Here is an 18754-nt window from a genome sequence, read left to right on the forward strand (position 1 = left end):
CAATCCATCGCGCCACACGGAAGCATGGATTGCTTCGTCGCTTCGCTCCTCGCAATGACGCAACGCAAAAAGACGAACGATGAACCACGACGCCTACGACGACAATTACATCCGCAGCATTCTGAACAACGTCAAGACGATCGCGATGGTCGGCGCGTCGCCGGTCAATGTGCGGCCGAGCTATTTCGCCTTCAAATATCTGGCGCAGCGCGGCTACGACATGATCCCGGTCAACCCCGGCCATGTCGGCAAGGCGCTGATGGGCAAGCCGTTCGTCGCCTCGCTTGCGGACATCGATCGGCCGATCGACATGATCGACATCTTCCGCAATTCAAGCCACATCATGCCCGTGGTCGAGGAGGCGCTGAAATTGTCGACGCCGCCGAAGGTGATCTGGATGCAGCTTGGCGCGCGCGACGACGCCGCGGCCGAGAAGGCGGAAGCCGCGGGCCTTAAGGTGGTGATGAACCGCTGCCCGAAGATCGAGTATGGCCGGCTGTCGTCGGAGATCTCCTGGATGGGCGTCAATTCGCGCACGTTGAGTTCCAAGCGCGCGCCGATCCCGACACAGGGCATGCGGCTGTCGCTCAATCGCACGAGCTTCGGCGGCGGACAGACCGCGGCATCCGACCGCGCGGCAAAGAACAAGACCGAGACGACCTGACATCGCGGCGGAATAATCGCTGCGATCATCCGGTATAGCGCGGGATGCCCCTCCAAAAACTGGCGGTGTGCCCAACTCGCTTGACGGCGGGCGCCGCCGCCATCAGCATGCCGCGCGTTTCGACCAGGCCACAACAGGATACAAAGAATGACCGATCGCCTTCCGGGATTTTCCACCCTCGCCGTGCACGCCGGCGCGCAGCCTGATCCCACCACCGGCGCGCGGGCGACGCCGATCTACCAGACCACGTCATTCGTCTTCAACGACGCCGACCACGCGGCCTCGCTGTTCGGCCTGCAGGCATTCGGCAACATCTATACCCGCATCGGCAACCCGACCAATGCCGTGCTCGAGGAACGTGTCGCAGCCCTCGAAGGCGGCACCGCGGCGCTCGCCGTCGCTTCCGGTCACGCGGCGCAGGTCGTCGTGCTGCAGCAGCTGTTGAAGCCCGGCGATGAGATCATCGCGGCACGCAAGCTCTATGGCGGCTCGATCAACCAGTTCACCCACGCCTTCAAGGCGTTCGGCTGGAATGTGGCCTGGGCCGACCCCGATGAGATCGAAAGCTTCGAGCGCGCGGTGACGCCGCACACCAAGGCGATCTTCATCGAGTCGATCGCCAACCCGGCCGGCAGCATCACCGATATCGAGGCGATCGCCGCCGTTGCGCGCAAGGCCGGCGTGCCGCTAATCGTCGACAACACGCTGGCCTCGCCCTATCTGATCAAGCCGATCGATCATGGCGCCGACATCGTCGTGCACTCCCTGACCAAGTTCCTCGGCGGTCACGGCAACTCGCTCGGCGGCATCATCGTCGACGCCGGCACCTTCGACTGGTCGAAGGACAACAAATATCCGATGCTGAGCGAGCCGCGCCCGGAATATCATGGCATCAGGCTCCAGGAGACCTTCGGCAATTTCGCCTTCGCGATCGCCTGCCGCGTGCTCGGCCTGCGCGACCTCGGCCCCGCACTGTCGCCGTTCAACGCCTTCATGATCCTGACCGGCATCGAGACGCTGCCGCTGCGCATGCAGAAGCACTGCGACAACGCCAAGGCGGTGGCGGAATTCCTCTCCACCCACCCCGCGGTCTCAGCGGTGAATTATGCCGGCCTGCCCGGCGACAGGTGCAACGCCCTGCAGCGCAAATATGCGCCGAAGGGCGCCGGGGCGGTGTTCACCTTCAGCCTGAAGGGCGGCTACGACGCCGGCGTCAATCTGGTGTCGAACCTGAAGCTGTTCTCGCATCTCGCCAATGTCGGCGACACCCGCTCGCTGGTGATCCATCCGGCCTCCACCACCCACAGCCAGCTCGACGACGCCGCCAAGGTGAGGTCGGGCGCGGCGCCCGAGGTGGTGCGACTTTCGATCGGCATCGAGGACAAGGAAGACCTGATCGCCGACCTCGACCAGGCCCTGCGCGCCTGATCCCGCAATTGTTCCGGAGCGGTGCGCCGCATCGCTCCGGCAACTTGCCCAAGGCGACCGACCTCCCGTTAACGCTTAATACCGACGGGCCTCTCGTTAACGTTCAATCCGGCTTAAAGTGGCAGTGATAGGCTCCGGATGATTCGGGAGACCATTGATGCTGCGCTGGACATTGCCGCTCGCGATCGCATTGTTTGCGATCCCGCCTGCTGACGCCGCCGACGGCCCGGCCGTCGCCAAGAGCGCGACCGTCAAGGCCGCGCGCCAGCTGCCGGCGGGCCTGCCGCGGCAGCATTATGCCTACCGCACCACCATCACATCGCCGACCTATGTCCGACGCGGACGCCAGCTCGTGGTCGTCGAGCCCGTGGTGATCCCGCTCAATTCCGAGCCATATATCCCGTTCGTGCCGGGCGAACCGCTGCTGCCGGGGTCGTCGTCACTGCCCGGCTATTACGGCAACTGGCACTCCTACAACTATTTCGGCCCGTACTACGGCGGTGCCTATGTGACCTATTGGGACCGCCTGCCCTACGCCTGCGGCGTCTACGGCTACTGCTAGCGCGGACCGATCGCGTGGCCAGATCGCCGAAGAAATCCAGCGCACCGGCCTCGGGGAACGCGGTGACCGCCGATCTCGTCGCGGTGCTGGTCGCCGTCACCGAGGGCACGCCGAAGATCGTGACCATCGCCGGCGGCTCCGCGCTGCCGAGCGGCCCGTTCGAGTTCACCCATCGCTCGCTGCAGACCGCGCTGCGGGCCTGGGTCGAAGCGCAGACCGGCCACCCGCTCGGCTATGTCGAGCAGCTCTACACCTTTGCCGACCGCGGCCGGTCCGGCGACACCAAGGGGCCGCACAGCGTCTCGATCAGCTATCTCGGCCTGACCCGCGAGGATCGTGTCGGCGAAGGCTTCGAGGCGCACTGGTCCGGCTGGTACGACTACTTCCCCTGGGAGGATCATCGCGCCGGCGCGCCGGCCTTCCTGGCCAAGACGATCGCGCCGAAGCTCAAAACGTGGGCGAAGGCAGCGCCGTCGCCGACGCTGCAGCGCGAGCGCTGGCAGCGTTGCGCCATCACCTTCGGTCTCGACGATCGCGACTGGAATGAGGAGCTGGTGCTGCAGCGCTATGAGCTGCTCTACGAGGCCGCGCTGATCCCGGAAGCCGGGCGCGGGCATGGCCGCGACTCGCCGGTCGTGCCGGGCAAGCCCATGACGGCGGATCACCGCCGCATTCTCGCGACCGGGATCGCGCGGCTGCGCGCCAAGATCAAATACCGTCCGGTGGTATTCGAGCTGATGCCGGCCGAGTTCACCCTGCTGCAACTGCAACGCAGTGTTGAGGCACTCGCAGGCCGGCTGGTCCACAAGCAGAACTTCCGCCGGCTGATCGAGCAGCAGGAACTCGTTGAAGAAACTGGCGCAATGGCCGCCGATACCGTCGGCCGGCCGGCCAAGCTATTCCGCTTCCGCCATGCCGTGCTGGCCGAGCGGGCCGTCGCCGGCACCAAGCTCCCGCTTTCGCGCACTTGACATGCCTTATGCTCAGGATAAGTATAAGCCATCTTATGCTCATGGAGAGTATAAATGGTTGCACTCGATACCGATCTGCTTACCCGCACCGCGCCGCTCTATGAGCGCGTCAAGCGCGTCATCCCGCCGTTCGAATGGGCCACGTTCGCCGAGGACGTCGATGCGATCCTCACGCTGAAACGCCGCCGACATGCGGTGGTGCTGGCGCACAATTACCAGACGCCGGAGATATTCCACGGCGTCGCCGACATCGTCGGCGACAGCCTGTTGCTCGCACGCGAAGCAACCAAGGTCGACGCCGATGTCATCGTGCTCGCCGGCGTGCATTTCATGGCCGAGACGGCGAAGCTGCTCAATCCGGCCAAGACCGTGCTGATCCCCGACCTCAAGGCCGGCTGCTCGCTGGCGGATTCCATCACGGCGCAGGACGTGCGGCTGATGCGGGCGCGCTACCCGGACGCACCGGTCGTCGCCTATGTCAACACCTCGACTGCGGTAAAGGCCGAGTCCGACATCTGCTGCACGTCGGGCAATGCGCTGAAGGTGGTTGAATCGCTCGGCGCCGAGCGCGTCATCATGCTCCCTGATGAATATCTGGCGCAGAACATCGCCAAGCAGACCAGCAAGAAGATCATCGCCTGGAAGGGCCACTGCGAGGTGCACGAGCTGTTCACCGCCGACGACGTGCGTCAGCTGCGCGAGGATCATCCCGATATCACCATCCTGGCGCATCCGGAATGCCCGCCCGAGGTGGTCGCCGAAGCAGACTTTGCAGGGTCGACGGCTGCGATGCAGTCGTTCGTCGAGACCAAACGTCCGCCGCGCGTCGTGCTGCTGACGGAATGCTCGATGAGCGACAACATCGCGGCACGAAACCCCGATGTCGACTTCGTCCGCCCCTGCAATCTCTGTCCGCATATGAAGCGGATCACGCTGAAGAACATCCGCCACGCGCTGGAGACCAACCAGCACGAGGTCACGATCGACCCTGCGATCGCCGATCGCGCGCGCAAGAGCGTCGAAAGGATGCTGGCGATATGAGCACCGATATCTCCGATCTTAACGGCCGCCCGGTGATCATCGGCGGCGGCGCCGCCGGGCTGATGACCGCGCTTCAGCTCGCGCCCGAGCCGGTCGTCCTGCTGTCGAAATCGCCGCTCGGCGCGGAAGCTTCCAGCATGTGGGCACAGGGCGGCCTTGCCGCGCCGGTCGGCGCCGATGACAGCCCTGCCCTGCATCTCGCCGATACGCTCTCGGCCGGCGCCGGCCTTTGCGACGCGGCCGCCGCGAGCCGGATCGTCCATGCCGCGCCCGCCGCCGTCGAACAGCTGGCGAGGCTCGGCGTCGCCTTCGACCGGCACGCCGACGGCAGCTGGCGCCTCGGGCTCGAGGCCGCACACCGCCGCAACCGCATCGTGCACGCCACCGGCGACGGCACCGGCCGGGAAATCATGCGCGCGCTGATCGCGGCGGTCCGCCAGACGCCGTCGATCACGCTGCTGGAAGGCGTCGAGGCGCGCCGGCTGATCGTCGAGGACAATGCGGTCAGGGGCGTGCTTGCAGCCAGCCCAAGCGGCGCGCTGACGATCGCGACCAACCGCGTGGTGATCGCGACCGGCGGCATCGGCGGGCTGTTCGCCGACAGCACCAATCCCGGCGGATGTTTCGGCCAGGGGCTCGCGCTCGCCGCACATGCCGGCGCGAAACTGTCGGACATCGAGTTCGTCCAGTTTCATCCGACCGCGTTCGACGGGCCGTCCCGCCCGATGCCGCTGTTGACCGAGGCGATCCGCGGCGACGGCGCGATCCTGATCGACGAGACCGGCCGGCGCTTCATGGCCGATCAGCCCGGCGCCGAGCTTGCGCCACGCGACATCGTCGCGCGCGCCGTGTGGCGCCACCGCGCCGCGGGGCTTCGCACCTTCCTCGACGCGCGGCAACATCCGGGCGCGGAGTTTGCGCAGCGCTATCCCGTGATCAGCGCGTTCTGCAAGATGGCTGGCATCGATCCCACCCATGATCCGATCCCAATCCGGCCGGCGGTTCACTACCACATGGGCGGCATCGCGGTTGACGGTTTTGGCCGCAGCACGGTGCAGGGCCTGTGGGCCTGCGGCGAGGCCGCGCGCACCGGGTTGCACGGCGCCAACCGCCTCGCCAGCAACTCGCTGATGGAAGCGATCGTCTGCGCGCGCTGGGTCGCCGAAAGCATCGAAAGCGTGAGTGCGGGCCCGCGCGCCATGCTGCGCGAGGACGCGATGCCACAAGCTTCCGATCCTTCCGCTGTGCGGCCGATCCTCACCCAGGGGCTCGGCGTGCTGCGCGACCGCGACGGCATCGCACGCGCGATCCGCAGCCTCTATCCGCTCGCGCGCGGCCAGAGTGGAGCATCCGACGCAGCGCTGGTCGGATTGATGATCGCGGTTGCCGCGATCAGGCGTGAGGAGAGCCGCGGCGGTCATTTCCGAACCGATTTCCCGCACACCGCCCTGTCTGCGGCGCCCTCTTCCCTCACCCGTGCGGAAGCGCTCGCCGCCGCGCACGACATCGTTGAATCCGAGCTACCAGCCAGGAGTGCCCGCTCATGACCCTCAATCCCCTGTTGCCGCTTCTATACGAACCGATCGTGCAGACCGCCTTGCGCGAGGACCTCGGCAGCGCCGGCGACATCACGGCGGACGCGATCGTGCCGGCCGGCCAGCAGGCCCGGCTGGTGATGCGGGCGCGGCAGCCCGGCGTGGTCGCCGGGCTCGATGTTGCGCGGTCAGTCTTCCAGACGGTGTCGCCGGCCATCGAGCTGCACGCCGAGCGGCCCGACGGCAGCGCGGTCGAGCCCGACCAGGTGATTGCGATCATCGACGGCCCGGCGCGCAGCCTGCTCACCGCGGAGCGCACCGCGCTCAACTTCCTCTGCCATCTCAGCGGCGTCGCGACCGCAACCGCCACGCTCGTCAAGGCCGTTGCCGGCACCCGCGCGCAGATTGTTTGCATCCGCAAGACCACGCCGGGACTACGGGCACTGGAGAAATATGCGGTGCGCGCCGGCGGCGGCCGCAATCACCGCTTCGGGCTCGACGACGCCATGCTGATCAAGGACAACCACATCGCGCTCGCCGGCGGCATCCGCACCGCGATCGAACGCGCCAAGGCCAATGCCGGCCATCTGGTCAAGATCGAGGTCGAGGTCGACACGCTGTCGCAGCTCGAGGAGGCGCTGGCGCTGGGCGTCGACGCTGTCCTGCTCGACAACATGACGACCGAGCAGCTCACCCAGGCGGTGGCGATGGCGCGCGGCAAGGCGATCACCGAAGCCTCGGGCCGCATCACGGCGGCGACCGCGGCAGCGATTGCCGCCACCGGCGTCGATTTGATCTCGGTCGGCTGGGTCACCCACAGCTCGGCCGCGCTCGATATCGGGCTCGACTATCTGTCCTGATCGATCAAAGAGGTTGATGGATCAACAGGGTTGATGGATCAACCGGGCTGGCCGACCGGAACGAGGGTCGGCTGGTCCCGTTCGGTCCGGCGCGCCGCGAAGCGCTCGACCTGCAGCACGGCGAGCGTCAGCACGACGATTGCGACCGCCTGGTGCGTCAGCGCCAGATCGATCGGCACCTGATGCAGCAGCGTCAGGATGCCGAGCGTCGCCTGCAAGGTGATCGCGGCCACCAGCCACCAGGCGCCGGCAATGACCGCGCCGCCGGCGCGCGCGCGCATGGCATCGATCGCATGCGCGATCGCCAGCACGAACAGCAGATAGGCGGTCATGCGATGTTCGAACTGCACGGTCAACGTGTTGTCGAACAGATTGCGCCACCACGGCGTCTCGAACCAGAGACGGTCAGCCGACGGAATGAAGCCGCCGTCGATGTCGGGCCAGGTATTATAAACCCTGCCCGCGCGCAGCCCCGCGACCAGCGCGCCGAAATAGAGCTGCACGAAGGTCAGCACGAGCAGCACCGCGCTCGTGATCTTCAGCCTGAGCTGCGCGATCACGGACGGACGATCCGTCAGGCGCCGCAGCGTCCAGACGATCGCCGCGAAGATGAGGAGCGCCAGCACCAGATGGGTCGCCAGCCGATACTGCGACACCTCGACGCGTTCCGAGAGGCCGGACGCGACCATCCACCAGCCGACGCCGCCCTGCAGCGCGCCGAGGCCGAAAATCACCCAGAGCCGCCGGCCGAGCTCGCCGCTCACCGCGCCGCGCCACAGGAAATACAGGAACGGCAGCAGATAGGCCGCGCCGATCACCCGGCCGAGCAGCCGGTGGCTCCACTCCCACCAGAAAATCGTCTTGAACTCCGCGAGCGTCATCCCGGCGTTGAGCTCGCGATATTGCGGGATCCGCTTGTAGCCCTCGAAGGCCTGGGTCCACTGCGCCTCGGTCAGCGGCGGCAGCGTGCCGGTCACCGGCTTCCATTCGACGATCGACAGGCCGGACTCGGTGAGCCGCGTGGCGCCGCCGACCAAGACCATCAGGGCGATCAGGGCGGCCACCGCGACCAGCCATACCCTGACGGCGCGGAGCTGCGATGTCTTTGCGGAAATACCGGCCATTTCGCCCTGACTTGATTGGATTTTCGGGCCCCTTATAGTCCGCCGCGCCCGCAGCGCAAGATCACGAGTTACCCATATCAGCCATGGCCATACGCACCCGCAAACTGCTCGGAACCATTTTCCTGCTCATCTTGGTGGTGGTGTGGTCGCTGCTCGGCATGACGGTCGCGCAGACGCCGTGGCTCGCCAATTCCGGATTGTTGCAAGCGATCTTCTACGTCGTCGCGGGCCTCGGCTGGGTGCTGCCGGCGATGCCGATCGTCGCCTGGATGTCGCGGCCCGATCGCGCCTAAGTAACGTTCTGATCGCGCGCGCTGCGCGTCGGCCGCACCGGCGCGAACATCACGCCCGACAGCAGCACCCGCATCATCCGCAGCGAGCGCACCCGGCCGTCCCATGCGATCCGCGGCAGCGCGTGCAGATTGGTGCGGCCCTGCGCCTCGACAACCCCGGAGATGGTCGACACCGCGCTGGCAAAGCCGGCCTCCTCGGCCATCACGACATGCGGACGGCCGAACGCTTCGCGGTCCCCGAACGGGAATGCGAAATGCCTGACCTGCCGCCGCAGCGCGCTCTCGGCCACCGCCTTGCCCATCGCCATTTCGCGCTGCGCGTCGGCATCCCTGAGGCTCGACAGCGCCGGATAGTTCACGGTCGCACTGCCGAACGTCACGTTCGGATCGGCGGCAAGCTTCGCCAGATCCTGCCAGTCGAGTGACGCATGGCGTGACAATTGGGCCGCGTCGACCGAATAGCGCCTTGCGAGATCATTGAGCGCGTAGGACAGGTCCGACGGCGGCAGCTTGCGCAGCCAGCCGGACAGGAAATCGAACAGCTCGTATTTGTCCGACGGCGTCGAGATCGCAAAGTGCTGCTCCCTGCCGTCGACCATCATGCCGATGCGGCTCTCGCGGGCGATGATGTCCTCGAGCGCCAGCCACCACGCGACGCCCACGCCGTCCGGGAAAGCCGTCGGCAAATACAGGGTGAAGGGGACGCCGTGCCTGGCGAGCACCGGCCAGGCATGGGTGACGATGTCCTTGCTGGCGCCGTCAAAGGTCAGGCAGGCAAAGCGCCGGCGCTCCGGCAAGGTCACCGCGCGGCGGCAAGCCTCGTCGATCCCGACGATGTCATACCGCCAGCGCTTCAGCGCGCGGATCGTGCGATCGAGGAATGCCGGCGTGATCTCCTGGGACTTCAGCGGCTGAAACCGGCCGCGTCGCGCGGGACGAACGCGGACGAACCGCAGGATCACCCCGGCGCCGCCGGTCTCGCGTTCCCGCAGCCTGAACGCGCCACTGAAATACGCGAGCTCCATTCGGGCCCGTCGTAAAATCTCACTGTCCGGCGCCAAGGTCCCTCTACCCGTCCCTGCCTGGCGGTTCCCGCACGCCGCCGCGGCATTGTTCTTACTCTTTGTTGACATTTCCCTGCGAAGGTCGGCCCCAGCCGAGAACTGTAAATTAATACCTAAAAATTTCGAGTTCCGAGATGACCATGGCGGCGGCAATCGAAGGCCAGACGGCTGAGGCGCGAGCGTGGCCGAACGCAATCCGCGTCGCCGGCGTCGACATCTTTCATGACCTCACCGCGGCCGAGGCCACCTGGCGCGGCTTCGAGACATCGCAGCACAGCTACACGCCCTATCAGCGGTTCGATTTCCTCGCCGCTTGGCAGCGCCAGGTCGGCGAGCGCGAGGGCCTGCGGCCCTTCATCGTCGTCGCTCATGACAGTGAACGCCGGCCGCTGCTGCTGCTGCCGCTCGCAATCGAGTCCCGCCTTGGCGCGAACTGCGCGAGCTTCATGGGCGGCAAGCATACGACCTTCAACATGGCGCTGTGCGCGAAGGATTTCGCCGCCAAAGCGACGGAAGCCGACATCGCGGCTCTGATCGGATCGATCGCCGAACGCTCCCGCGCCGATGCGCTCGTGCTCTGCCAGCAGCCGCTGCGCTGGCAGGACCTCCCGAATCCGCTGGCGCTGCTGCTGCATAAGCCTTCGGTCAACGATTGCCCGGTGCTGGCGATCGAGCCCGGCGCGGCACCGGCGACGCTGGTCAGCAACTCGTTCCGCCGCCGCCTCAAGGGCAAGGAGCGCAAGCTGCAGGCGCTGCCCGGCTACCGCTATTACGTCGCGAGCGAGAGCGCCGATGTCTGCCGCCTGCTCGACTGGTTCTTCCGCGTCAAGCCGCAGCGCATGGCCGAGCAGAAGCTGCCGAACGTGTTCGCCGAGCCGGGTATCGAGCAATTTGTTCGTGCCGCCTGCCTCGCGCCGCGCGCCGACGGCAACGGCTATGCGATCGACATCCACGCGCTGGAGTGCGACGAGGAAGTGATCGCGATCTTCGCCGGCGTGTCCGACGGTCATCGCTTTTCGATGATGTTCAACACCTACACGATGTCGGCCAATTCCAAGTTCAGTCCCGGCCTGATCCTGATGCGCGATATCATCGACCGCCATGCCGGCCTGAACTACCGCGCTCTGGATCTCGGCATCGGCTCGGACGAGTACAAGCGGCTGTTCTGCAAGGACGATGAATCCGTCGTTGACAGCTTCGTTCCGCTCAGCCTGCGCGGCAAGCCGGCGGCCAGCGCGCTGTCGGCCATCAATCGCGCCAAGCGCGCCGTGAAGCAAAATCCGGCGCTGTTCGAGATTGCGCAGAACCTGCGCAGCATGTTCCGCTGAGCGTTCAGCTCGCCGCGTCGCCCTGCTCTGCGCCGCCATTCGGTACGCCGAGCCGCTTCATCGCGTCGAAGAGCAGTGCCGCGGCTGGTGACAGCGCACGCTTGCGCAGCCTGATCAGGCCGTAATTCTCCAACAACAGCCTGTCGCGCAGGCGCAGCACCTTGAACCGCTGCGGATCGACCAGATCGAACACCAGCATGGGGACAGGCACGATCGCGTCGATGCCCGCGGCAATTCCGACCGAGGCGAAAAACGACTCGGTGTTGATGACCCGGCGCGGCGGCGTCACGCCGCGGCTCATGAACAGCCTCTCGAGCGCCTGGCGCATGAAGGATTCGCGCGGCTGGCAGATCCATTGCTGGTCGGCCATGTCCTCCAGCTCGACCGTCTCGCGGCCGGCCAACGGATGCTCCGCACGGACGAGCAGCACCGCCTCCTCCGCGCCGATCTCATAATAGTCGAATTGCCGGGGATCGATGCCGGCGGGAATCCTGGCGACGACGAAATCGAACTCGAGCGCCAGCAGTCGCGTGATCAATGGCGGGCTGGTGCTGACATCGAGCGAGATGTTCACCCGATTCAGCTTCTCGCCGAGGTACTGGATGACGTCGACGACGAGGTCGATGCTCGGCTTGGCGACTGTTCCAACGGAGACGGTGCCGAGCTCACCGGATTTGTAGCCCGCGAACTCGTCGGTGACCTGGTCGAGATCGGCCAGCACGCTCTTGCCGCCACGGATCAGGATCGACCCATAGGCCGTCGGTTCGACGCCGCGCGCCGTGCGCTCGAACAAGGGAACCCGCGCCAGCGCCTCGATTTCGGCGAGCATTTTCGATGCAGCGGATTGGGTGATGTTCAACCGCTCGGCGGCGAGCTGCAACTTGCGCTCATTGTCGAGAGCGACCAGCAGGCGCAGCTGGCGCAGTTTCAGATTATTGATCACGGCTCGCCACCATCCTGCCCGGCAAGAGCCTGTTCCGTTCCGATTAGACCGGAACGGGGCTCCAGATTCTGCTTTGACGCGTTTTCTTGACGCGAACCGGCAGCCACTTCGCCGGAAAACGCTCCAGGGTTCCCGCGTTTATACCGCGGTGCATCATGACCGTTTCGCCGTGGCTCCATTCCCAAATGCCATTAGTCACGCGGCAGTCGATTACACAACAATGAACAAGACTTGCAAGGGCAACGCGACGAGCCGCTGCGGGTGCGCCAGGTGCCGCCCCGAAACAGCGCAGTGATCGTCCGCCGAATCGAAAAACAGGAAGGGATGGGAACGATGAGCGACGATATCGAGAAGCGCGCGATCGGAAAGATGATGCGGCGGCTGATTCCGTTCCTCATCCTGTGTTACTTCGTGGCCTATCTCGATCGCGTCAATGTCGGCTTCGCCAAGCTGCACATGAACGCGGCGCTCGGCCTCAGCGAGGCCGCCTACGGGCTCGGCGCCGGTCTGTTCTTCATCGGCTACTTCTTCTTCGAGGTGCCCTCCAACATCCTGCTAGAGCGGTTCGGTGCACGGCGCTGGATCGCCCGCATCATGATCAGCTGGGGCATCGTCTCGGCCGCATTTGCCTTCATCCCGCAGATGTCCGCGGCGAGCGGGCTGTCGAGCGAATGGATCTTCTACTTCCTGCGCCTTCTGCTCGGCGCCTGCGAAGCCGGCTTCTTCCCCGGCATCATCTTCTATCTGACGCTCTGGTTCCCGTCGGTGTATCGCGCGCGCGTCATCAGCCTGTTCATGCTGGCGATCCCGATCTCGAGCATCATCGGGGCACCGATCTCGGGATTGCTGCTCAACCTGTCGGGCGCCGGCCTGACCGGATGGCAGTGGCTGTTCGTCTGCGAGGCATTGCCGTCGGTCCTGGTCGGCTTCGCTGTCCTGACCTTCCTTCCCGACTTTCCGCGCCAGGCGAGCTGGCTGCAGCCTGACGAGATCAAGTGGATCCAGACCACGCTTGAACGCGAGCGGCAGCAAACCGAGGCCGTGGAGCATATTTCCGTTCTGCAGTCGCTCACCGACTCGCGGGTCCTTGCCTGCGCCTTCGTGTATTTCTGCCTCAACGCGGCGAGCTACGGCGTCGCCTTCTTCCTGCCCACGATCATCAAGGCGTTTGGCGTCACCGACACCCAGACCGGCTTGATCGCGGCCCTGCCCTTCGTGTTCGGCGCGGTCGGCATGGTGCTGCTCGGCCGCCATTCCGACAAGACCGGCGAGCGGCGCTACCATGTCGCTGGCGCACTGACGCTCGCCGCCGTCGGCATCGGCCTTGCCGGGCTGATGTCGAATCCGGTGCTGATCGTCGCCCTGCTCTGCCTTGCGCAGATCGGCGTGTCGGCGGTGCCGCCGATGTTCTGGCCGATGCCAGCCGGCATCCTGACCGGCGCCTCGGCCGCGGCAGGCATTGCCGCGATCAACTCGCTCGGCAACCTGTCGGGCTTCGCCGGCCCATTCGCCGTCGGCTATCTGAAGGACCTGACCGGCAGCTTTACGGCGGGCCTGCTGCTGCTCGCCGTGATGGGACTGATCGGCGCGCTGGTCACGATCAGGCTGCGGATCGATCCGGTGCTCGAGCGAACCGCGCGCGAGCCGATGATGGCGCATTAGACGTCGGGCGCCCGCACCGAAGGGAACGGCGCTCGTAATGCCCGTCACTTGCCAGCGGCCGCCTTGCTTGCGGCCGCCTTGGCGACCTCGCGGATGCAGGCGATGAATATCTCGGCGGTCGGGCCGAAGGTGCGGCCTTTCAACGTGACGATCGCGGCCGAGACGGCGGCCGCGCGCGGAAGCTGAACCGGAAGCACCTTCAGGCCGAGATCGCCGCCGGCAAACCGCGCGACCGAGCCCGGCAGCACGGTGATGAAGCGGCCGGCCGCGGCGAGCCGGCAGCACAAATGAAGCGACAGCGTCGTGATCGGCGCGCTTGGCGTCTGCATTCCGAATTCGCGAAACATCTCCGCCACCGCGGAGCCCGGAAAGGTGTCTGGCGGAGGCAACACCCAGCGCTCGTCCGCGAGGTCGGCCAATTCGAGCCTGGATGCGCGCGCCCATTTGCTTCGCCTTCCCGCGACCACGACGCGCCGATCATCGAGCAAGGGCTCGACCGCCAGGTCCGTCTCGTCAAACGGCGTCGGCGTCCATCCAAGCAACAGATCGATGTTGCGCTCGCGCAGTTCGCGGTAACGCAGATCGCTGAGAACGGTCTGCGCGACATTGATGCGGATGCCGGGATGCTGCCGAGTGAAGCGGTCGATCGCCACCGGAAGCAAGCCCGCTGCGATGCTCTCCGTACTGCCGATGCGCAACTCTCCGATGCTCGGATCGGCCAGAAACTCGAGCTCCTGCAAGCCCTGGGTAAGCTCGTCGAAGATCGAGACCCCGCGTCGCACCAGCGCATGGCCATAGGCCGTCAGTTCGATGCCGTTACGGCAACGATCGAACAGCCGAAGTCCGAGCGCGTGCTCCATGTCGCTGACCGCCCGCGATATGGCCGGCTGCGACACCGCGAGCTCCGCGGCAGCCTTCGCCATGCTGCCGCGCTGCGCGATGACGAGCAGGATGTGCAGGTCGCGCAGCTTGATCCGGCGTCGGGCACGCTCGATGTCCTGCATCAGCGATCCTTACCAAAACGGTTATGGACGGCTCAGACACTAGCATTGGACGTTTATCCCCGCCTCACGCATCCTCCGCGTGCGATGACGCAGATCGTCGCGCCCCGGACGGCGCGGCTCGACGACCATGGAGGCATGCATGTTGACCCGTCGCGACGTCCTGACCGCGTCAGCGGCCGGTGCCGCGCTCGCCGCCGCGAGCCTGGTCCGGCCAGGCGCCGCGCAGCCCCGCCTGAAGACCGCCCATATCCTGACCGGCTACACACCCGGATTGCCGGACGCCGTCGCAAGGCTCGTTGCCGGGCAGATGAAGGACTATGCCGACACCATCGTCGTCGAGACCCGGCCCGGCGCGAGCGGCCGGATTGCGATCGAGGCCGTGAAGAACGCCGAGGCCGATGGATCGGTCATGCTGCTCGCGCCGCTTGGATTCATCGCGCTGTTTCCGCACACCTACAAGTCGCTCGCATATGCACCGCAGGACTTCACGCCGGTATCGACCGTCGGCTCGTTCGCGACGCTTCTGGCGGTCGGCCCGAAAGTCCCGAACGACGTCAGGAGCCTCGCCGACTTCGTCGCCTGGTGCCGCGCCAACCCGACGCAGGCGACCTATGGCACGCCGGGCGTCGGCACCACGCTGCATTTCATCGGTGCGATGCTCGGCCGGACCGCGGGCTTCGACTATCTCCACGTGCCCTATCAGGGCAGAGGGGCGGTCCAGGATCTCCTCAAGGGCGAGATCGCGTCGGCCGTGATGCCGATCGACAGCCTGCTGGGCCAGGTCCAGTCCGGACAGCTTCGCGCTCTGGCGACGACCGGTCCCAGCCGTCTCAAATCTCTCCCCGATGTGCCGACGGTGGCGGAAGCCGGTTACCCCGCGCTTCAGGACGTGACCTGGTTCGGCATCTTCCTGCCGGCGAAGACCCCTCCCGCAATCGTCGCGCAACTCAACAGCGCGATCCAGGCGTCACTGCGCACCGAGGAGGTCAAGTCCGGCATGGCCAAACTGTCGGTCGACGTCGACGCAATCGCGATGAACGACTTTGCCCGACTGCTCGCCACCGAATCCGATCGCTGGAAAGGGATCGTGCGGGCGACCGGATTTACCCCGACGGGCTGACGGTGGCCGTCAGGCGGCCACCACCCGCGGGCCCCTCGCGACCGCTTCCGACGCCGCGCAGGGTTTGCTCAGCATCGTCACTTCGGCGAAGCCGACCGCCCTGAGTTGCTCGACCATCGAACGGCGGGCATCCTGCGCCATGGCGGCGTCGGGCACGACGACCGCCTGCGCCTTCGCGGTCAGCAGTTCGGCTGGCAGGTCGACGGCCGAACCGGCGTCGAGCAGCACGTGATCGTAGACCCTGAGCAGCGCGTCGATCGCAAGTGCGAGCCGCGGCGACTGCAGATGCGAGCGATCGAAGCCCGGACGCCCGGCGCTGACGATCTGAACACGCGACTGCCGATCCTTGGTGATGATCTGCGCGAAGGTCGCCTCGCCCTGCATCAGTTCGGCAAGTCCGGGCGCGGCGGGATCGACGGTCGCCGACGTCAGTACCGGCGAGGACGCGACGAGATCGATGACGACGACCTTGGCCTGGCGCGCCATCAGACGCGCCAGCGTCAGAGCGGTCAGCGTAACGCTCTCAGCCGCGGCCGGGCCGAGCACGGTGACCTTGTGGGCGGCGTGACCGACGGCGACGAGGCGCTCGGCGAGTTCATCGATCTCGTCGGCGGTCTGGGCGGACGCAGGCTGCGGCGGAGGTTCATAGGCAGCCGCAGGCTCCAGCGGCAGTTCGGGCTCCACCGCCGGCCTCGGCGCGACCGGCGATGCGAGCGCGGGTTCAGGCGGCAGCGCCGGCGCGGGTTGGTCCACGGTTGCGGCATCCATGACCGGCTCGCGGCGCCTGATCACGGCGGCCGCCGGCGCGAAGGCGCGGCCAACCGCACCGGGCGCGGAGATGCGCAGCAGCTCGCCGGTGATGATGATGCCGGACGACAGCAGCAGCGTCGCCAGCGTCGCGATCAGCACGATCGGCAGCTTCTTCGGATAGGCCGGCGTATTCGAAACCGAGGCGCGCGAGATGATACGGCCGTCGGTCGGCGCGGCCTCGATGTTCTCGCGCGCCGTCGCCTCGCGATACTTGGCGAGATAGGCCTCCAGCAGGTCGCGCTGCGCCTTGGCTTCACGCTCCAGCCCGCGCAGTTGCACGTCCTGGCTATTGCTCGACGACGCCTGCTTCTTCGACTGGTCCAGGCTCGCCTGCAGCGCCATGACACGGCCATCGGCGACGCGGGCGTCATTGTCCAGCGAGCGCGAAACCTTGCCGGCTTCCTCGCGCAATTGCCGATCGAGATCGGCGATCTGCGCCTTCAATTCCTTGATGCGCGGATGGTTGTCGAGCAGCGTCGAGGACTGCTCGGCGAGCTGCGCGCGCAGCGTACCGCGCTGTTCGGCGAGCCGGCGGATCAGCTCGGAATTGAGCACCTCCGACGCCTCGATCGGCTTGCCGCCCTGGAGCATCTCGCGGATCAGCCGCGCCTTGGTCTCGGCATCCGCCTTCAGCGCGCGGGCATTGTTGAGCTGCGTGTTCAACTCGCCCATCTGCTGGTTCGACAGCGGGATGTTGTTGGTGCCGACGAACAGGCTCGACTTAGAGCGGAATTCCTCGACGCGCGAATCCGCGTCCGCGACCTTGGTGCGCAGCTTGTCGATCTCGCCGAGCAGCCAGGTGCTGGCGGATTTGGCCTGGTCCTGCCGCGCGGCCTGCTGCAGCACGAGATAGCCGTCTGCAATCGAGTTGGCGACGCGCGCCGCGAGCTCGGGATCCTCGGACTGGAACTCGATCACCATGACGCGCGACTTGTCGACCGCGAAAGCCTGGAAGCGCTCGTAATAGGAATCAAGCACCCGCTCTTCCGGCGTCAGGCTGAACGGGTCACGGCCGATGCCGAACAGCGCCAGCAGCGACTTCAACGGCGAAAAGCCCCGCAGCACCGGATCGAACTCCGGACGTTCGGCCAGCTTGTTCTTCTTGATGATGTCGCGTGCGAGATCGCGCGACAGCAACAGCTGCACCTGGCTCGTCACCGCCTCGGCGTCGAGCGAGGTACGCTCGAGGTCGCGCTCGCCGTTCGGACGCAGGAAGGCGTTCTCGCGATTGTCGATCAGGATTCGCGCTTCCGACTTGTAGCGCGGCGTCACGACATTGACCGCGGCAAGCGACAGCGCAAATACGAGCACGGTCGGCACGATGATCCAGCCGCGCTTGCGTGCCAGCGCGCGGCCGAGCACGTGCAGGTCGAGATCGGCCGCCTCCGCTGGACGCGCCGGCTTGTCAGGAGCAGGCTTGTCAGAAGCAGGCTTATCAGGCGCAGGCTTGGGCGCAGCCGCCTTCACGACAGCGTCGTCGGCGACGGGCGCAGACTTCGGCAACGCCCGTTGCACGACGGCCTTATCCTTGCCTCTACGCCAGAATGCAAAACGCATAACGAACTCCCGCGGACGCCGCGACTCCATCGCAATGGGGCGATTACAGTCCATTAAGGTTGCCGCTGGGTTAATCGGTGGGGTTGACGGGCATCGCGGCCACCACCCACCCCGTCATTCTTTGTTAACCACGAGTGCCGTTAATCGAGGCCGATATTGTCGCGGGATTCCTCATATGCGCGATCTGCGCGCTCCCCTTATTTGCCTGGTCGCTGCGCTCGCGCTGTCGGGCTGCATGGGCCGGACGTCGCCGGTCGCCGGCGACCCCGGCCTCGATTCGATGGCGTATGCTGCGCCCGTGGCCTATGCCGAGCCCGCGCGGACGCGCGAAGGCTACAATCTCGGCCCCGGCGACAGGCTCCGGGTCGTGGTCTATGGCCAGGAAGGGCTCACCAACGCCTATGCGATCGACGCCGCCGGCGCGATCACCATGCCGCTGATCGGCTCGGTGCCGGCGCGCGGCCGCACCCCTGCCGGGCTTGCCGCCGAGATCACCGCACGGCTGCGCAACGGCTTCATCCGCGAGCCGTCCGTGGCGGTCGAGATCGAGGCCTACCGGCCGTTCTTCATCCTCGGCGAAGTCCAGGCCCCCGGCCAATATCCCTATGTGCCCAACATGACGGTCGAAAGCGCGGTTGCAATCGCCGGCGGCTTCTCGCCGCGCGCCAGGCGCGACGAGGTCACCCTCACCCACACCCATGCATCCGGCGCGGGCCGCTTCGTCGCTCCGCTGGGCACGCCGATCGGCCCCGGCGACACCGTGTTCGTCGGCGAGCGCTGGTTCTGAT

General features: G+C 66.4%; 17 protein-coding genes. 12 read left to right on the forward strand and 5 right to left on the reverse strand.

Translation table 11 applies throughout. The features are described from left to right. Positions 1–79: 79 nt before the first annotated feature. From QJT82_RS27090 to nadC, 7 genes are all read left to right on the forward strand, one after another. The gene (locus QJT82_RS27090) at positions 80–664 is read left to right on the forward strand and encodes a CoA-binding protein (protein ID WP_028340179.1); all 585 of its coding nucleotides are present in this window, start codon (positions 80–82) and stop codon (positions 662–664) included. Between the two features lie 147 nt (positions 665–811). Next, positions 812–2092: an O-acetylhomoserine aminocarboxypropyltransferase gene (locus QJT82_RS27095; RefSeq protein WP_028340180.1), complete on the forward strand. Its 1281-nt coding sequence runs from the start codon at positions 812–814 to the stop codon at positions 2090–2092. Between the two features lie 157 nt (positions 2093–2249). Then, entirely contained in the window at positions 2250–2654 is a 405-nt protein-coding gene (locus QJT82_RS27100) for a hypothetical protein (RefSeq protein ID WP_028340181.1), read from the forward strand. Positions 2655–2668: 14 nt separating this feature from the next. After that, on the forward strand, positions 2669–3625 hold the full coding sequence (locus QJT82_RS27105; RefSeq protein ID WP_028340182.1) for a membrane protein: 957 nt from the start codon (positions 2669–2671) through the stop codon (positions 3623–3625). Between the two features lie 54 nt (positions 3626–3679). Beyond that, on the forward strand, positions 3680–4666 hold the full coding sequence (gene nadA, locus QJT82_RS27110; protein ID WP_028340183.1) for a quinolinate synthase NadA: 987 nt from the start codon (positions 3680–3682) through the stop codon (positions 4664–4666). Beyond that, entirely contained in the window at positions 4663–6213 is a 1551-nt protein-coding gene (locus tag QJT82_RS27115) for an L-aspartate oxidase (RefSeq protein ID WP_259243101.1), read from the forward strand. The genes nadA and QJT82_RS27115 overlap by 4 nt, the downstream gene beginning before the upstream one ends. Continuing rightward, entirely contained in the window at positions 6210–7061 is an 852-nt protein-coding gene (gene nadC / locus QJT82_RS27120) for a carboxylating nicotinate-nucleotide diphosphorylase (RefSeq protein WP_028340185.1), read from the forward strand. The genes QJT82_RS27115 and nadC overlap by 4 nt, the downstream gene beginning before the upstream one ends. 38 nt (positions 7062–7099) lie before the next feature. Here nadC and QJT82_RS27125 read toward each other — a convergent pair whose 3' ends face one another. Continuing rightward, positions 7100–8185, reverse strand: coding sequence for a COX15/CtaA family protein (locus QJT82_RS27125; RefSeq protein WP_028340186.1), 1086 nt, complete (start codon positions 8183–8185; stop codon positions 7100–7102). 83 nt (positions 8186–8268) lie between these two features. On the opposite strand from QJT82_RS27125, the gene QJT82_RS27130 reads away from it, so the two are divergent. Next, the gene (locus QJT82_RS27130; protein ID WP_016844954.1) at positions 8269–8478 is read left to right on the forward strand and encodes a DUF2842 domain-containing protein; all 210 of its coding nucleotides are present in this window, start codon (positions 8269–8271) and stop codon (positions 8476–8478) included. On the opposite strand, the gene QJT82_RS27135 is transcribed toward QJT82_RS27130, so the two are convergent. Next, positions 8475–9503, reverse strand: coding sequence for a polysaccharide deacetylase family protein (locus QJT82_RS27135; protein ID WP_028340187.1), 1029 nt, complete (start codon positions 9501–9503; stop codon positions 8475–8477). The two genes, QJT82_RS27130 and QJT82_RS27135, sit on opposite strands and share 4 nt — an antisense overlap. Before the next feature lie 173 nt (positions 9504–9676). Here QJT82_RS27135 and QJT82_RS27140 point away from each other — a divergent pair, with 173 nt between their 5' ends. After that, positions 9677–10870: a GNAT family N-acetyltransferase gene (locus QJT82_RS27140; RefSeq protein ID WP_028340188.1), complete on the forward strand. Its 1194-nt coding sequence runs from the start codon at positions 9677–9679 to the stop codon at positions 10868–10870. Between the two features lie 4 nt (positions 10871–10874). Here the strand turns inward: QJT82_RS27140 and QJT82_RS27145 are convergent, their stop codons facing one another. Beyond that, a complete protein-coding gene (locus tag QJT82_RS27145; RefSeq protein ID WP_028340189.1) occupies positions 10875–11813 on the reverse strand; it encodes a LysR family transcriptional regulator in 939 nt (312 codons plus the stop codon). Between the two features lie 333 nt (positions 11814–12146). Between QJT82_RS27145 and QJT82_RS27150 the strand changes: the two genes are divergently transcribed. Continuing rightward, positions 12147–13475 (forward strand): MFS transporter, encoded by a 1329-nt coding sequence (locus QJT82_RS27150; RefSeq protein ID WP_035631374.1) that lies wholly within the window; start codon positions 12147–12149, stop codon positions 13473–13475. 44 nt (positions 13476–13519) lie between these two features. On the opposite strand, the gene QJT82_RS27155 is transcribed toward QJT82_RS27150, so the two are convergent. Beyond that, a complete protein-coding gene (locus QJT82_RS27155) occupies positions 13520–14479 on the reverse strand; it encodes a LysR family transcriptional regulator (RefSeq protein ID WP_028340191.1) in 960 nt (319 codons plus the stop codon). Positions 14480–14618: 139 nt separating this feature from the next. On the opposite strand from QJT82_RS27155, the gene QJT82_RS27160 reads away from it, so the two are divergent. Beyond that, complete coding sequence (locus QJT82_RS27160) at positions 14619–15599, forward strand: tripartite tricarboxylate transporter substrate-binding protein (RefSeq protein WP_035631376.1); 981 nt, start codon at positions 14619–14621, stop codon at positions 15597–15599. A gap of 9 nt (positions 15600–15608) precedes the next feature. Here the strand turns inward: QJT82_RS27160 and QJT82_RS27165 are convergent, their stop codons facing one another. Next, positions 15609–17966, reverse strand: coding sequence for an exopolysaccharide transport family protein (locus QJT82_RS27165; protein WP_028340193.1), 2358 nt, complete (start codon positions 17964–17966; stop codon positions 15609–15611). Positions 17967–18150: 184 nt separating this feature from the next. Between QJT82_RS27165 and QJT82_RS27170 the strand changes: the two genes are divergently transcribed. Beyond that, positions 18151–18753 (forward strand): polysaccharide biosynthesis/export family protein, encoded by a 603-nt coding sequence (locus QJT82_RS27170; RefSeq protein WP_063607074.1) that lies wholly within the window; start codon positions 18151–18153, stop codon positions 18751–18753. The last annotated feature ends 1 nt before the right edge of the window (position 18754 follow it).

The sequence above is a fragment of the Bradyrhizobium sp. Mp19 genome (assembly GCF_029952935.1).
Taxonomy (GTDB): Bacteria; Pseudomonadota; Alphaproteobacteria; order Rhizobiales; family Xanthobacteraceae; genus Bradyrhizobium; species Bradyrhizobium elkanii.

What these genes read in the sequence shown, in the direction of transcription:
- QJT82_RS27090 (WP_028340179.1), top strand. Translation starts at nt 80, where the DNA reads ATGAACCACGACGCCTACGACGACAATTACATCCGCAGCATTCTGAAC.
- QJT82_RS27095 (WP_028340180.1), top strand. Translation starts at nt 812, where the DNA reads ATGACCGATCGCCTTCCGGGATTTTCCACCCTCGCCGTGCACGCCGGC.
- QJT82_RS27100 (WP_028340181.1), top strand. Translation starts at nt 2,250, where the DNA reads ATGCTGCGCTGGACATTGCCGCTCGCGATCGCATTGTTTGCGATCCCG.
- nadA (WP_028340183.1), top strand. Translation starts at nt 3,680, where the DNA reads ATGGTTGCACTCGATACCGATCTGCTTACCCGCACCGCGCCGCTCTAT.
- QJT82_RS27115 (WP_259243101.1), top strand. Translation starts at nt 4,663, where the DNA reads ATGAGCACCGATATCTCCGATCTTAACGGCCGCCCGGTGATCATCGGC.
- nadC (WP_028340185.1), top strand. Translation starts at nt 6,210, where the DNA reads ATGACCCTCAATCCCCTGTTGCCGCTTCTATACGAACCGATCGTGCAG.
- QJT82_RS27125 (WP_028340186.1), bottom strand. Translation starts at nt 8,185, where the DNA reads ATGGCCGGTATTTCCGCAAAGACATCGCAGCTCCGCGCCGTCAGGGTA.
- QJT82_RS27130 (WP_016844954.1), top strand. Translation starts at nt 8,269, where the DNA reads ATGGCCATACGCACCCGCAAACTGCTCGGAACCATTTTCCTGCTCATC.
- QJT82_RS27135 (WP_028340187.1), bottom strand. Translation starts at nt 9,503, where the DNA reads ATGGAGCTCGCGTATTTCAGTGGCGCGTTCAGGCTGCGGGAACGCGAG.
- QJT82_RS27140 (WP_028340188.1), top strand. Translation starts at nt 9,677, where the DNA reads ATGACCATGGCGGCGGCAATCGAAGGCCAGACGGCTGAGGCGCGAGCG.
- QJT82_RS27150 (WP_035631374.1), top strand. Translation starts at nt 12,147, where the DNA reads ATGAGCGACGATATCGAGAAGCGCGCGATCGGAAAGATGATGCGGCGG.
- QJT82_RS27155 (WP_028340191.1), bottom strand. Translation starts at nt 14,479, where the DNA reads ATGCAGGACATCGAGCGTGCCCGACGCCGGATCAAGCTGCGCGACCTG.
- QJT82_RS27160 (WP_035631376.1), top strand. Translation starts at nt 14,619, where the DNA reads ATGTTGACCCGTCGCGACGTCCTGACCGCGTCAGCGGCCGGTGCCGCG.
- QJT82_RS27165 (WP_028340193.1), bottom strand. Translation starts at nt 17,966, where the DNA reads ATGCGTTTTGCATTCTGGCGTAGAGGCAAGGATAAGGCCGTCGTGCAA.